Genomic DNA, 13,499 nt, shown 5'->3' on the forward strand with positions numbered 1-13,499 from the left:
TCCTTATTAAAATTTGTACTGAATCCCGATGGAATGTACTGTTCCGTAACCGGTATTGAAAGGAACTAACGCATAATTAAAGGTGATTTCATCGGTTGAGAAGGCTGCTCCAAATGAAATCGGACGAACATTATTCTGGGTTTTGTACCCGCCACTGATCTGTAATACCTCAGCTACTGTAAAAGAGAGCCCCAAATTAAAATATGAGCCAGGGACAGTATAGTCAGCATAATCTTTATCATCGGTTTCTACTAGGGGATGTACAAAATCGGCATAGGCAGTTAAAAGAACGGGTAAATCATCATTTTTTGGAGGCGTGAAGTTAAGCACATCAACTGATGTGCCTGCTTTGAAATTTGTCGGAAGAGGGGTAGCGTTGATATTTAACTTCTCCATCTCTCCCAAATTAGTCACAGAAGCTCCCACACGAACCATCTCGTCCAATAATTCACTTGCAATTCCAAAGTTGAACGCATAACCATTGGCCTGATAAGTGAAGTTTTCCTCATTCAGATATTGAAATGCGCCACCCAGGGCAAAGTATTTAAAATCATATGAGTATGCGGCAGCAATAGAGATATATTGAATGGAAAATTCACCGTTTGGAGGACCGGGATTATTTCGGGATTCATAGTCGTCGGCCCCGGAAGTATAAAAAGAAAAAGCTATGGCCCTTTGTTCATTTCTGAAGTTAACACCACCGAAAATATTATTCACGTTAGCAATCCAAAAAGAATATCCCAGATCAATAGAGGAATGATCATTGAGCGAAAGTAACGCCGGATTGGAGAAAATCGATGCTGAACCTTCAGAAATAGAGGTTGTTGCTTCCGCTTTGGAAAGAGAGTAGGGAGTTGGTGAAATACTAAGTACTTCAAATCCGCTGCCCTGAGCAAAAAGAACAGTACTGCTTATCGAAAAAAAGAGGACGAAAAATCCGGTTTTCATAAATTCAGTCGTAAAGAGAATACATGCATGTTAGAAATTCGGTAAGGTTCCATCACAAAAGCATAGTCGATGGAAGGAGAAAATACATCAAAAGGAAGATGAATGGAAAAGCCACTGCTTAATGACCAGCTGTCAAATTCGGTGGTCTCTGGTAATTGCCATCCTGCCCGCAGGGTAAAGCGTTCATGAGCTTTCCAGGAACCCCCTAAACGAAATTGAGTTGAACTCGTGGTAATTGTCTCGGTTTCCATGATTGTAATAGGATTACCCTGATCAATAAAGATGCGCTGCCGTTGTAATTCTGAAGTATAGGTTTGTATCTCAAAATCACTGGATATGGTATATTTATCCCGTTGGTAAGCAAATCCAAATACAATGCGGGTAGGAAAATCATTTGCTTCATTTCGGCCTTGGTCTAAACCATAAAGCTGCTGCGGATTCCATGTATAGTTAGCTAAAAGATCCTTAACTGACACTCCTATGCTGGTATAATTTCCGGGGAAATATAAAAACCCGAGATCTATTCCAACTGTAAAGGCATTATCTAATTCAGCATGGTAATCAGCTAAACTGAACTTAAGTCCAATTCCTGCATGAAATCTTTCACTCATCCTGATACCAAAATTACTCGCCAGCTGATATTCATTGATGTTAAAAAGTTCGGTGGGATATCCGCTGACCGTTCTTCCATCAATATCCTGTACGCCAGACCTTAATAAATTAATGGAAATACCTGCAGAAGGAGGTAACTGAAGGTGAATTCCTGAACTTTGGAATACCCGGTCAAATTTTAGTGCACCAACGGTTAAATCTGCTTGTCTGATATTTGAAAAAAGAGCAGCTTGTGCCGGATTGTAATAAGCAAAGACCCCTTCAGATGTAACTGCACTCATAGCATTGCTCATAGCCATTCCCCGTGCACTGTATCCTATGCGATGCGATGCACCGGCAAATCCTCCATTTTGTGCAAATAAGGAAGGAGAGATTAATCCAAATAAAAGAAGTACAGACAGAATTATATTCTTATTGATATCTGGGAATTTATAATTCATTAATCCACCACTAAAATTTTTCCGGTTGTTTGTTTATTACCGGTTTGTATTACATAAATATAGGGTCCGTTTGCTACTTTTCGTCCTTTTCCATCAATTCCATCCCATATAGCTTCGTAGGTTCCTGGAGTAAAAGAGGCATTTTCAATTTCCCGAACTAAATTCATTCCGAAATCAAAAACCCGGACTTTAACATTCACTTGTTGATCGACTTCAAACTTGATGCGAACCAATTCGTGAACTGTAGGAGAGAAGGGGTTGGGATAAGCATAACTGTTAACATTGCGTCCTTCTTCATGAATATTACCACCATCAAGCGGGAAATCTACACGTGTAATTTGCCAATTGTCAAAAACCTGGTTTGTAACACAACATTCATGTGATGCCAATCCGTCGCTTGTTGAAACCCATACGCGATCCGTTGTAGAAGTAGCAGAGTAAAAAATAGCCGAGGACTTAATAAATGTATTTGGGCTTTTTATTTGTGGTGATTTTATCCAGGTATCGCCACCGTTGGGAGATATGAATAGTCCATTATCGCCGGTTGCAAAAACGTATCCATCTTTAAAGCCGATATCGTTGATACGTTCTCCAATCAACATTTGCTCAAACGTTTGTCCACCGTCATCGGTATAAACCAGACCCTGGTTCTCTTGCCCCGATTCAATTACTCGATTAGTCATCCAGATTTTTCCTGTACCGGGTTCTTCTTTGATTTCAATGACCCAGTTTCCAATTAATCCATTTGCAGAGCCATCATAAGTAATATGATTCCATCTGATGCTATCTGTTGGTGCTGAAAGTGCATTATCAGATACATTAATGCCATTTCCAGTTCCCACCCAGACTCTGTTCTGAGTATCAATATGCACCCCAAAAGCACGGATATTAAATCCAACGCTGCTTATAGGATCATACCTGTTAATCTGAACAGCATTACCGGAAGCAAGTATTAAGCTAGAGCCCCAGGTATAATCGTCATCCGGAGTCATTTCTGAAACATTATCAGGGGGAAGAATTACTCGCTCCCATGTTTGACCAAAGTCAGTACTTCTAAGCAACCCTCCGGCAAAATTTGTAGAGAATACAACGTTATCCTTGAAATCAACTTCGTACGGTGGCGCTTGTTCAGGAACTGTAAATCTAATACGATTATAGGTAACACCACCATAAGTAAACTGGATATCACAATCCGGATCGTAATCTTCAGCAGTGGCTGGCCGTTGATAATCGGGATCAGTTGAAAAACATTTGGCGGGTGGATCAGGATCCAGAACCGGAGGTTCAAATCTCCAGGAATCTCCACCATCTATTGAAAAATAGTAACCATAAGCGGTCTGAGGATTACTTTCGGCATCAGTATTTGTAAATCCTAAACCAGCCAACACGGTATCTTGTCCGAGTTCAAGTGAGTATACTCTGCCAATTCCACTTACTACACTATCTGCATTTTCTGGAGTGAACCATTCTGCCACATTGCCAATGTTTCGATTCAATGATGGGCTAATCCACACTGTATCTCCATAAGCAAGGATAGTACTTACACCATTTACCCTGATTGAGTTGAAATTATCCTGGTTTGGATCAAGTGGTCCGTAAACCTGAGATAATCCAGCTAAAGGAATGAATAAAAGAGTTAGAACAGCTAAAAATTTCTTCATTTACTCTACTATACTAAATGTTGTTTTAACGGTATCGCTTACTAAGCCACCTTTATCAATTGCGTAATAGTGAAGGTCAAAAGTTTGAAGCTGGCTTCCAGAATTTACGGGGAAGGCCGCGGTAAAAACCGAGTCGCTGGCACTTATATCTTCTCCATTTTCACCATCATCGTACAAAGTGAAGGGGGAGCTATTGACCTCCCCGGAAGAACGATTAAAAATTCGCACAAAAACACCTTCAATGGTATCAATGCCTTCTTCATCGGTAACCTTTGCAGTAAACCGGTAAAGGTTTGTTCCAGAACTTGGTCTTTGTACGGTTTCAGGGTTTTGGGCAGATAAAATCTCAGGCCGAACTTCAGAAAAGCCAGTGATCTTTAATGAAGCAGTGGCATAGTTAAAATCACTTCCGTCAGATTCCTCTACAATTACATTTACTTTATAATCCAGAAAAAATGTTGTCTTCGTCTCAAAAGGTATTTCAAGTTGATACTCATCATCAGAAGATGTTCCGTCCATATTCTGATGTAATACAACCTGTTCGGATACTCTGTCAGTAATAGTGATTGTCGGTAAAACTCCATCGGCAAGGTTCTGGGTAATGGCGGTAAAACTTACTACAACAGTTGTATCTTTAACTCCGTCGGTTCCGGATGTGAATTGTACGTTCTGAGGTGAAACATCAAAATTTAAAATACTTGGTTCGTCCTCAAAGATATCTTTAGGGGAAGTAGTCGAATCACAAGAAAGTGCCGCCAAGCTTATAAAGAGCAAAAGGGTGTAGATGAATAGTTGCTTCAAAATATAATTTACTGCTAAAAGGTTAATGCATAATGGTAAGGATTCATTGTTCTTAAATCCAATACGGTTTTAAACTAAATAAATTGTGGAACTTCATATTGCATGTACTTATCGATGCCGTTATATTCGACGCGTTATGAGAAAACAAATCGTTCAACTTAATGCTTGGTGGTGGCCTGTTGTAAGAAATAACAGTGGGTCTCGTATGTGATTGAGCGAAAAAGGAAAGAATGTAACCAAACCCACTGTTCCGTCGGAATTGTGGGTTTTTTTATTTAATCAAACTGCCACAAAATCTCTAAAGCACAAATTTTAGTGGCTAAGTAAATGGACAAAGAAAGATTTTTAAAGCTTAGTGAAGAATACACGGTCGTCCCGGTATACCGAAGGCTGCTGGCTGATGTACTTACCCCTGTATCTTTATTTATGAATATTCGGGAAGGAGCTGAATTTCCATTTCTGTTGGAATCGGTGGAGGGCGGAGAGCAGTTGGCTCGTTATTCGTTTATAGGAAGAAATCCATATCAAAAGTTGGTTTTTGATGGAAAAAGAACCACCCTTGAATCAGCAGGAGAAATCAAAGAAGCAGAGAAGGGATATTTTGATAAGCTTAAAGAACTCACTACTGCCTATTCTGAACCTACGCTTCCTGAACTTCCACGTCTAAAAGGGGGTGCCGTTGGTTTTTCTGCTTATGATACGTTCCGCCTCGTAGAAGAACTCCCAAACGTTCCGGATGATGATTTGAATCTGCCGGAAGCAATATGGGCTTTTTATGATGAAGTCTTCGCTTTTGATCATGTGAAGCATCAGGTGGTACTTATTAAAACTATATTTGTTGAAGAAGAGAGCAATTTAGATGAAGCTTATGAAAAAGCTCAGCAGTGTCTCGATGAGATGGAAAAGGCAGCTCTGAATTCAAATTATCAAAACCGTTCTTTTAGTATTGATACGAATTCACTGTCGAGTAATATGGAACAGGAATATTTTGAACGAATTGTAGATAAGGGCAAAGAATACATTTATGAAGGTGATATTTTCCAGGTAGTGCTATCCCAGCGATTTGAAGCTGATATGAGTGGGGATCCTTTCATGCTTTACAGGGCATTGCGAATGGTGAATCCATCTCCTTATTTATTCTACCTGGATTTTGAGGGTTTCCAGCTGGTTGGCTCATCACCGGAAGTACTGGTTCGAGTTCAGGAAGGAGAAACAAGAGTGCTGCCTATTGCCGGAACCCGGCCAAGAGGAAAAACCCGCCAAGAAGATCTGGATCTTGAAGAGGACCTTAAAAACGATCCCAAAGAAGTAGCAGAACATATTATGCTGGTTGATTTAGGACGTAATGACTTATCACGTGTGTGCAAGGCTGGTACCGTTAAAATGGAACGAAATCAGGTGATCGAGCGATATTCACATGTAATGCACATTGTAAGCGATGTGGTTGGCAAACTTCGGGATGATCAAACTTCCGTGGATGCATTGATGCAATGTTTTCCGGCCGGAACCGTGAGTGGTGCTCCAAAAATAAGAGCAATGGAAATTATCGATGAATTGGAACCATCCAAGCGAGGTATATATGCGGGAGCTGTTGGCTACTTCGATTTCTCCGGGAATATGGATACCTGTATTGCTATCCGCACAATGGTAGTAACGAATAACAAAGCCTATATTCAGGCCGGTGCAGGGATTGTAGCAGATAGCAATCCCACCAAAGAATTTGAAGAAACACAAAACAAAGCGGGCGCTTTAATACAGGCGCTTAGCGTAGCTTTAGATATTCAATAAAATAGATCAATGAGTAAAAATAAAACCATTTTATCTGGTATCACCCCTTCAGGAAAACTCCATATAGGCAACTATTTTGGAGCCATTCGTCAACACATTGCCACTCAGGATAAGGGAGATGCGTTCTACTTCATTGCCAATTACCATTCACTCACATCGGTTAATAATGGGGAAGAGGTGCGCCAAAACACGAGGGATATTGCACTTGATTACCTTGCATTAGGGTTGGACCCGGAGAAATGTACCTTTTTTGCTCAAAGTGATGTGCCTCAGGTCACTGAACTTGCATGGATATTAGGTACCTTAACTCCAGTGAGTTTAATGGAAAAGGGGGTTGCTTATAAAGATAAAGTAGCTCAGGGTATGAACCCCAACATCGGACTATTTACCTATCCGATTTTGCAGGCCGCTGACATTCTGATTTATCACTCCGATGTGGTTCCGGTAGGGCAAGATCAAAAACAAAATATTGAGATTTGCCGGGATCTGGCTGGTAAGTTTAATCACACTTACAATGGTGAATATCTCAAACTTCCCGAAGAGCACATTGTTGAATCTGTAGCCGTAGTTCCTGGTATTGACGGGCGCAAAATGAGTAAAAGTTATGGTAATACCATTAATATTTTTGCGGAAGGAAAAGCGTTGAAAAAGCGTGTCATGTCTATTGAAACCGATTCAACACCACTTGAAGAGCCCAAAGACCCCGAGACGGATAATGTGTTTGCTCTCATAAAGCTCTTTGCAGATAAAAGTACACAGAAGCAGATCGCAGATAAATACAAAGCGGGAGGTTATGGGTATGGCCACGCCAAAAAAGAGTTGTTGGGCATGATTGAAGAATATTTTGCTGAAGCCCGTGAAAGACGACATAAACTCGCCGAGAATCTGGATTATGTACACGATGTATTACGAGAAGGGGGTAAAAAGGCCAGAGAACGCGCAGAATCTGTAATGGAGCCTATCAGAGAAGTAACAGGAATTGTTCGGCATTTTTAAATTATGATTCTGATTATCGATAATTACGACTCGTTTACCTATAACCTGGTACATTTGGTAGCAGCAGAAACGGATAATTATAAAGTCATCCGTAATGATGCTATGACACTGGATGAAATCAGGGAATTAAGACCTTCAAAGATTTTAATCTCTCCTGGTCCTGGGCGACCTCATGAAGCAGGAATCACAGAAGAAATTATCCGTGAACTCGGAAAAGAGACCCCTATTTTGGGAGTGTGCCTTGGCCATCAGGCTATAGGGGAAGTATTCGGAGCTAAAGTTATTCATGCACCTAAATTGATGCACGGCAAGGTTTCCAAGGTATCACATGATGGAAGGTTTATATTTAAAGGGGCTGAAAAAGATTTTGTAGCAACGAGATATCATTCTCTTGTATTAGATCCTGATACCATCCCCGAGGTACTCGAAATTACAGCTCAATCAGATGATGGGGTAATACAAGGAGTTCGTCATAAAGAGTTCCCGATACAGGGAATCCAATTTCACCCCGAAAGCATTTTAACCACTGAAGGACCCAAACTCATTCAAAACTGGTTACGTCAATAATGGATTTTAAAAGTATACTTAATAAACTTTCTTTTTCTGAAAACCTGAGTCAAATTGAAGCTGAAACGGCCTTAAATCTTATTATGACAGGGGAGGTTTCTGAGGAACAAATTGCTTCCTTCCTCACGGCCATGCGTTTAAAAGGTGAAACGATTGAAGAACTCACCGCTTTCGTTAAAGTAATGCGTTCAAAAGCCGTTAAAGTAGATGTGGACATAGAAGGAGCTATTGATTTAGTGGGAACCGGTGGGGATAAATCCGGAACGTTTAATATTTCTACTGCCTCCTCCTTTATTACTGCCGCTGCCGGAGTTTCGGTTATAAAGCATGGAAATCGCAGTGCATCCAGTAAATGTGGTTCTGCCGATGTTTTAGAATATTTAGGGGCTTCTATTGAACTGGGTAAAGAAGGGGTTGAACAGGTTTTTAAAGAAGTAGGAATGGCTTTCATGTTTGCTCCTATGTTTCACCCGGCTATGAAATATGTAATGCCTACAAGAAGGGAATTAGGCTTCCGAACCTTCTTTAATATCCTTGGGCCTATGGTGAATCCTGCCGGAGTTCAGCGCTATGTGATTGGTGCATTTAGCAAAGAAGTGGCGGAAAAAATGGTGCACATTCTTGCGAACCTGAACACTGATTTTGCTTATACCTTTAATGCTCACGACGGTCTTGATGAAGTCAGCCTGACTTCCCAGTCTGAAGTCTTTGAATTGAAAGATAAAGTGGTTTCAACTTCGATACTGTTTGATCCGGAGACCATTGGGTTTAAAAAGGTGAATATGGAAGCATTGATGGGTGGTGGTAAGGAAGAAAATGCTAAAATCTTAACCAGCATCATGGCTGGAGAAGCAACCGAAGCTCAACAAAATATTGCCCTGTTAAATGCTACATTTGCAATTCAGGCTTCCGGAAAAGTAGATAAGCTGGAAGAAGCGAAGGAATTGGCTACAGAAGCACTCGAATCAGGGAAGGCGCGCAAAATGCTCAATGATTTTATAGATGCTACAAACGACGCTATGGGGACGTTTAAGTACTGATGAGTAATATACTTGACCAAATAGTAGAGAAAACGGCTGAAGACCTCTCAAAACGCAAAAAAAGGATTTCCTTCAATGACTTTAATTCATTTGAAGGATTTGAAAAGAAGCCGATTTCATTTAAGAATGCATTACAGAAAAAAGACTCTGTTTCCATCATTTCTGAAGTTAAAAAAGCTTCTCCTTCCAAGGGTATTATTCGCCCAGATTTTGATCCGGTTGATATTGCACTCCGGTATGAAGAGGGTGGAGCTTCTGCGATTTCTGTCTTAACTGACCAACCGTTTTTCCAGGGAGATTTAGATTATCTTGAAGCCATATCGAAACGGGTACAGCTTCCTCTGCTTCGTAAAGATTTCATCATCGATCCATACCAGATGAAAGAAGCAAAAGCTTATGGTGCTGATGCAGCCTTAATCATTGTTGCAATTACAGAAGGTGCACAACTCGAAGAACTTCTTCATGCTGCCAAAGAATTTGAATTGGATGCTCTCGTTGAATGTTATGATGAGGAAGATTTTGAAAGAATCGATTTCAGTCTGGTTGATATTTTAGGTGTAAACAATAGAGATTTGAAAAATTTTGAAGTAGATGTGCACCGCGGCATCAATATTCTTCAGAAATCACCAGAAGGGACCATATTAGTTTCTGAAAGCGGATTGTCATCAGGAAAAGATTTGGCACTGTTGAAGAAAGAAGGAATCCATTCGGCCTTAATCGGTGAGTATTTTATGAAACAAAAAGACCCTGGTCAGGCCGTAAAAGATCTACTGGAACAAACAGAAGAAGAATTTGAGAAGTTGATTACTCATGAGTAAACGAGAAAAAACAAGAATAAAAATTTGTGGGATTACAAACCTTGAAGATGCCCGGTTTGCAGCAGGAGCTTTGGTCGATTATCTGGGTTTTATTTTTTATGAGAAAAGTCCCAGGTATATTGAACCCGGAGAAGCCGGAGCGATTATTAACTGGCTGGAAGGCCCTGAGAAGGTGGGTGTTTTTGTGAATCAGCCACTGGATGATGTCAATAGAATAGCCAAAGAAACAGGTTTGGATTATGTTCAGCTTCACGGTAATGAATCCGTGGAATACTGCGAATTGGTTGAGAAACCAATTATTAAAGTTATTCATATTGAAGAGGAGACGGTGCCTTACTTGCTAGAGCATCAAATTGATCAATACTCGTCAGTTGCTGACTTTCTTCTTTTTGATACAAAGATTGATGGTTTATGGGGCGGAACCGGAACTACATTCGACTGGAGTATGCTTACAGAAGCAGATATAGATATTCCATTTTTCCTGTCCGGCGGGTTAAACGCTGACAATATCGGCAAGGCAATCGAAACAGTTCATCCTTATGCTATTGATGTATCAAGTAGCCTGGAACAGAAGCCAGGACTTAAAGATTTTGAAAAAATTGAAGCTTTCATGGATCAAATGAGAGCTTTGGAAGCAAATTAGTTAATCATGTCATCCAGAGGATACTTTGCTGTCGCTTTGAATGACCAGTTTAGATTCATATGAATGAAGTAAAAACAAAGAAATACACCTTTCCCGATGCAAGGGGATATTACGGTAAATTTGGCGGTAAATTCGTTCCGGAGATTTTGATTCCTGCTATACAGGAGCTGGAAGAGGAGTTTCAAAAAGCTAAAAACGATGAAGATTTTCAGAACGAATTCAAATCATTGCTCGATGAGTATGTCGGCCGGCCTACAAAGTTAACGTATGCGAATAGACTAACTGAACATTACGGAAAGGCAAAAATTTACCTGAAAAGAGAAGATCTGTGCCACACAGGAGCTCATAAAATTAACAATGCCATCGGGCAGGTGCTGCTGGCCCGAAGAATGGGTAAGAAACGCATTATTGCAGAGACTGGAGCCGGACAGCATGGGGTGGCTACTGCGACAGCCTGTGCTAAGTTTGGGCTTGATTGTGTGGTCTATATGGGCGAAGAAGACATGGTTCGTCAAAAGCTCAATGTCGATCGAATGACGTTACTCGGAGCTGAAGTAAGGGGGGTAAGCAGCGGATCTAAGACTTTGAAAGATGCTACCAATGAAGCCATCCGTGACTGGGTGACCAATGTAGATTCCACTTTTTATATCATCGGTTCGGTGGTTGGGCCTCATCCTTACCCTATGATGGTTCGATATTTTCATGAAGTAATTGGGCGTGAAACCAAACAACAGATTCACCATTACGAAGGCCGAAACCCTGATCACCTCATTGCATGTGTGGGTGGTGGATCTAATGCAATTGGCTTTTTCTATCCATTTATCGACGATGAAGAAGTGAATATTATTGGGATTGAGGCGGCCGGTTTTGGTGTAGAATCTGGTAAAACAGCAGCTACCATGAGCAAAGGAACGCCCGGAATCCTCCATGGGTCGCTGAGTTATCTACTTCAAAGTAATGAAGGACAAATTGAGCTTGCTCACTCCATTAGTGCCGGACTTGATTACCCGGGCGTAGGCCCCGAACATGCCCATCTTAAAGATTTGGGCCGAGTTAATTACTATGCCGTGACGGATGATGAAGCTATGGAAGCCGTAAAATTATTATCCAAGACTGAGGGTATTATACCAGCACTTGAAACCGCACATGCTTTTGCATGGCTCGAGAAGATGATGCCAGAAACAACAAAAGATGAAATTGTAATTTTAAATTGCTCAGGTCGGGGAGATAAAGACATGGGTACCATTTCAGAAAATCTTTGATAGAAATATGAACAGAATTCAAAAAGTATTTAAAGAAAAAGGAAAAGACTCAAAGCTAATGAGTCTTTTCCTGTCGGCAGGTTTCCCGGACTTGGAATCGTCAGTAGATTTGATTCTTGGACTAGAGCAAAATGGTGCAGATATGATAGAGCTTGGAATTCCGTTCAGTGATCCACTTGCTGACGGACCAACCATTCAATATTCCAGTGATGTAGCCATAAAGAATGGAATTACCATGAACAAGATTTTTGGAATGGTAAAAGAAGTTCGTGAACATTCTGAAATTCCGATTATTCTGATGGGGTATATGAATCCGATTTTGCGATATGGAATCAAAGAGTTTTGCCAAAAGGCCGAAGAGGCTGGTGTTGATGGACTTATTATTCCTGATATACCCATAGAAGAGGGAGGTATCATTGAACATCAAGCTATTGATTCTAACCTGTCTCTTATCTATTTGGTAGCCCCCAACACTTCAGACAAGCGTATGCAGCAAGCTGATGAAAAGTCGGAAGGATTTGTATATTGCGTTTCCGTTACCGGCGTAACCGGAGCCAGAGATGGTGAAGAAGTATCGAAGTCTGTTAACCGGTTTATTGAGCGCGTTAGATCAAACATTACCAAGAATCCGGTTATGGTAGGATTCGGTATTAAATCTTATAAAGATGCTGTGGATATCGCATCAAATGCCGATGGTTTTATAGTTGGTAGTGCCTTAATTGATACCATCAAAAAACACTATCCGAATGAAGGCTGGAAATCAGAGCTCTTTTCCTTCGTTCACTCACTTAAATTTGGAAATTAATTATTCATTATGCGATTAACCTTAGGTTCTTTTTTAGTCTCAGCTTTAGCTTTACTCTTTATTTCATGCAATGGTGACTACCGGCCACTTGCAGAAGGTAATACAAGAGAAGTAGTTGTAGTAATGGATTCAACAAAATGGGAAAGCCAGACTGCTGAAGCCATCAGGGATGTATTTGGTAAATGGGTGCTTACCGTGCCAAACGGAGAAGCCTATTATGATCTTCAGTTCACCCAAATTCGTTCTCAGTCTCATTTAGACCGACTTAAAAGCCAGAAAAATGTCATTTTTGCTGCGCAAATTGACGAAGATTCCAATACCGGACGTCAGGTTCGGGGTTTTCTTGATGAATCTGTTGAAGAGCGTGTAAGACAAGGAGAAAGCTTTGCCTTTCCAGTTGAAGACCAGTGGTATCGTGATCAATATGTCTTAATACTAAGTTCTACATCCGATTCACTACTCGCACAAAAAATCAGGAATACCGAAAATTCATTGCTAAATAATATGCTCCAGAAAGAGCTGCAGCGCTGGGAGTATTTTGTATACGAGAAGAAAGAACAAACCCAGTTATCCGATTCACTCTGGCAAAACAGAGGTTTCACTGTTCGTTTCCAGCACGACTACATCAAAAACATTGATACGCTAAACTTTATAAGTTACAGGCGATTTCTTCCCCAGAACGACCGCTGGATGTGGATATGGTATAAGGATGATGTGAAAGATATTTCATTTCTGGATGACGAGTGGATTATTAATACACGGGATTCTCTGTCTCAGGAATATATAAAAGGGGCAAGGGATTCCATGTACGTTCAAACTTACACAAACCGCCCTGAAATCAGACCCGTTATTACAGAAAGCTTTCAGAAAGGTCGGTTGCTTGCTTATGAAACCCGAGGAACATGGTATATGGTTAATGGCTTAATGGGTGGTCCATTTGTCAACTTTACCTATTACGACCCGGATACCAATCGCTTATTCATGATTGATTACAATCAGTTTGCACCTGGAGTAAGAAAGAAACTACCATTTGTACGTCAATTCAGGGCAATGGGTCGTACGTTTGAGTCTGATTCTACCTGGACGTCTACATCTAAGCCAGAACCAGCTTCATAAAC

General features: G+C 40.7%; 13 protein-coding genes. 9 read left to right on the forward strand and 4 right to left on the reverse strand.

Annotated elements, in window-relative coordinates; genetic code table 11:
* Positions 1–6 precede the first annotated feature (6 nt).
* Genes RIB15_RS12560 through RIB15_RS12575 form a run of 4 tightly spaced genes read right to left on the reverse strand, consistent with a single transcriptional unit; the run spans position 7 to position 4,462 of the window.
* Positions 7–948, reverse strand: coding sequence for a PorV/PorQ family protein (locus tag RIB15_RS12560; protein ID WP_350202510.1), 942 nt, complete (start codon positions 946–948; stop codon positions 7–9).
* On the reverse strand, positions 945–2,000 hold the full coding sequence (locus RIB15_RS12565) for a hypothetical protein (RefSeq protein ID WP_350202511.1): 1,056 nt from the start codon (positions 1,998–2,000) through the stop codon (positions 945–947). Before RIB15_RS12565 ends, RIB15_RS12560 begins: the two co-directional genes overlap by 4 nt.
* On the reverse strand, positions 2,000–3,661 hold the full coding sequence (locus RIB15_RS12570) for a WD40/YVTN/BNR-like repeat-containing protein (RefSeq protein ID WP_350202512.1): 1,662 nt from the start codon (positions 3,659–3,661) through the stop codon (positions 2,000–2,002). Before RIB15_RS12570 ends, RIB15_RS12565 begins: the two co-directional genes overlap by 1 nt.
* Positions 3,662–4,462, reverse strand: coding sequence for a hypothetical protein (locus tag RIB15_RS12575; RefSeq protein WP_350202513.1), 801 nt, complete (start codon positions 4,460–4,462; stop codon positions 3,662–3,664).
* Positions 4,463–4,789: 327 nt separating this feature from the next.
* Here RIB15_RS12575 and trpE point away from each other — a divergent pair, with 327 nt between their 5' ends.
* Genes trpE through RIB15_RS12620 form a run of 9 tightly spaced genes read left to right on the forward strand, consistent with a single transcriptional unit; the run spans position 4,790 to position 13,497 of the window.
* Positions 4,790–6,250, forward strand: a complete 1,461-nt coding sequence (trpE, locus tag RIB15_RS12580; RefSeq protein WP_350202514.1) for an anthranilate synthase component I — start codon at positions 4,790–4,792, stop codon at positions 6,248–6,250.
* Positions 6,251–6,259: 9 nt separating this feature from the next.
* Positions 6,260–7,246, forward strand: a complete 987-nt coding sequence (gene trpS, locus RIB15_RS12585; protein ID WP_350202515.1) for a tryptophan--tRNA ligase — start codon at positions 6,260–6,262, stop codon at positions 7,244–7,246.
* Positions 7,247–7,249: 3 nt separating this feature from the next.
* Positions 7,250–7,813 (forward strand): anthranilate synthase component II, encoded by a 564-nt coding sequence (locus tag RIB15_RS12590; protein WP_350202516.1) that lies wholly within the window; start codon positions 7,250–7,252, stop codon positions 7,811–7,813.
* Entirely contained in the window at positions 7,813–8,853 is a 1,041-nt protein-coding gene (gene trpD / locus RIB15_RS12595; RefSeq protein ID WP_350202517.1) for an anthranilate phosphoribosyltransferase, read from the forward strand. The genes RIB15_RS12590 and trpD overlap by 1 nt, the downstream gene beginning before the upstream one ends.
* Positions 8,853–9,671 (forward strand): indole-3-glycerol phosphate synthase TrpC, encoded by an 819-nt coding sequence (trpC, locus tag RIB15_RS12600; RefSeq protein ID WP_350202518.1) that lies wholly within the window; start codon positions 8,853–8,855, stop codon positions 9,669–9,671. The genes trpD and trpC overlap by 1 nt, the downstream gene beginning before the upstream one ends.
* Positions 9,664–10,314 (forward strand): phosphoribosylanthranilate isomerase, encoded by a 651-nt coding sequence (locus RIB15_RS12605; protein WP_350202519.1) that lies wholly within the window; start codon positions 9,664–9,666, stop codon positions 10,312–10,314. Before trpC ends, RIB15_RS12605 begins: the two co-directional genes overlap by 8 nt.
* A gap of 59 nt (positions 10,315–10,373) precedes the next feature.
* On the forward strand, positions 10,374–11,576 hold the full coding sequence (gene trpB / locus RIB15_RS12610; protein WP_350202520.1) for a tryptophan synthase subunit beta: 1,203 nt from the start codon (positions 10,374–10,376) through the stop codon (positions 11,574–11,576).
* Between the two features lie 7 nt (positions 11,577–11,583).
* Positions 11,584–12,381, forward strand: coding sequence for a tryptophan synthase subunit alpha (gene trpA / locus RIB15_RS12615; protein ID WP_350202521.1), 798 nt, complete (start codon positions 11,584–11,586; stop codon positions 12,379–12,381).
* A gap of 9 nt (positions 12,382–12,390) precedes the next feature.
* Positions 12,391–13,497, forward strand: a complete 1,107-nt coding sequence (locus RIB15_RS12620; RefSeq protein ID WP_350202522.1) for a DUF4837 family protein — start codon at positions 12,391–12,393, stop codon at positions 13,495–13,497.
* Positions 13,498–13,499: the final 2 nt, after the last annotated feature.

The organism is Gracilimonas sp. (genome assembly GCF_040218225.1).
Lineage (GTDB): Bacteria > Bacteroidota > Rhodothermia > Balneolales > Balneolaceae > Gracilimonas.

What these genes read in the sequence shown, in the direction of transcription:
- RIB15_RS12560 (WP_350202510.1), bottom strand. Translation starts at nt 948, where the DNA reads ATGAAAACCGGATTTTTCGTCCTCTTTTTTTCGATAAGCAGTACTGTT.
- RIB15_RS12565 (WP_350202511.1), bottom strand. Translation starts at nt 2,000, where the DNA reads ATGAATTATAAATTCCCAGATATCAATAAGAATATAATTCTGTCTGTA.
- RIB15_RS12570 (WP_350202512.1), bottom strand. Translation starts at nt 3,661, where the DNA reads ATGAAGAAATTTTTAGCTGTTCTAACTCTTTTATTCATTCCTTTAGCT.
- trpE (WP_350202514.1), top strand. Translation starts at nt 4,790, where the DNA reads ATGGACAAAGAAAGATTTTTAAAGCTTAGTGAAGAATACACGGTCGTC.
- trpS (WP_350202515.1), top strand. Translation starts at nt 6,260, where the DNA reads ATGAGTAAAAATAAAACCATTTTATCTGGTATCACCCCTTCAGGAAAA.
- RIB15_RS12590 (WP_350202516.1), top strand. Translation starts at nt 7,250, where the DNA reads ATGATTCTGATTATCGATAATTACGACTCGTTTACCTATAACCTGGTA.
- trpD (WP_350202517.1), top strand. Translation starts at nt 7,813, where the DNA reads ATGGATTTTAAAAGTATACTTAATAAACTTTCTTTTTCTGAAAACCTG.
- trpC (WP_350202518.1), top strand. Translation starts at nt 8,853, where the DNA reads ATGAGTAATATACTTGACCAAATAGTAGAGAAAACGGCTGAAGACCTC.
- RIB15_RS12605 (WP_350202519.1), top strand. Translation starts at nt 9,664, where the DNA reads ATGAGTAAACGAGAAAAAACAAGAATAAAAATTTGTGGGATTACAAAC.
- trpB (WP_350202520.1), top strand. Translation starts at nt 10,374, where the DNA reads ATGAATGAAGTAAAAACAAAGAAATACACCTTTCCCGATGCAAGGGGA.
- trpA (WP_350202521.1), top strand. Translation starts at nt 11,584, where the DNA reads ATGAACAGAATTCAAAAAGTATTTAAAGAAAAAGGAAAAGACTCAAAG.
- RIB15_RS12620 (WP_350202522.1), top strand. Translation starts at nt 12,391, where the DNA reads ATGCGATTAACCTTAGGTTCTTTTTTAGTCTCAGCTTTAGCTTTACTC.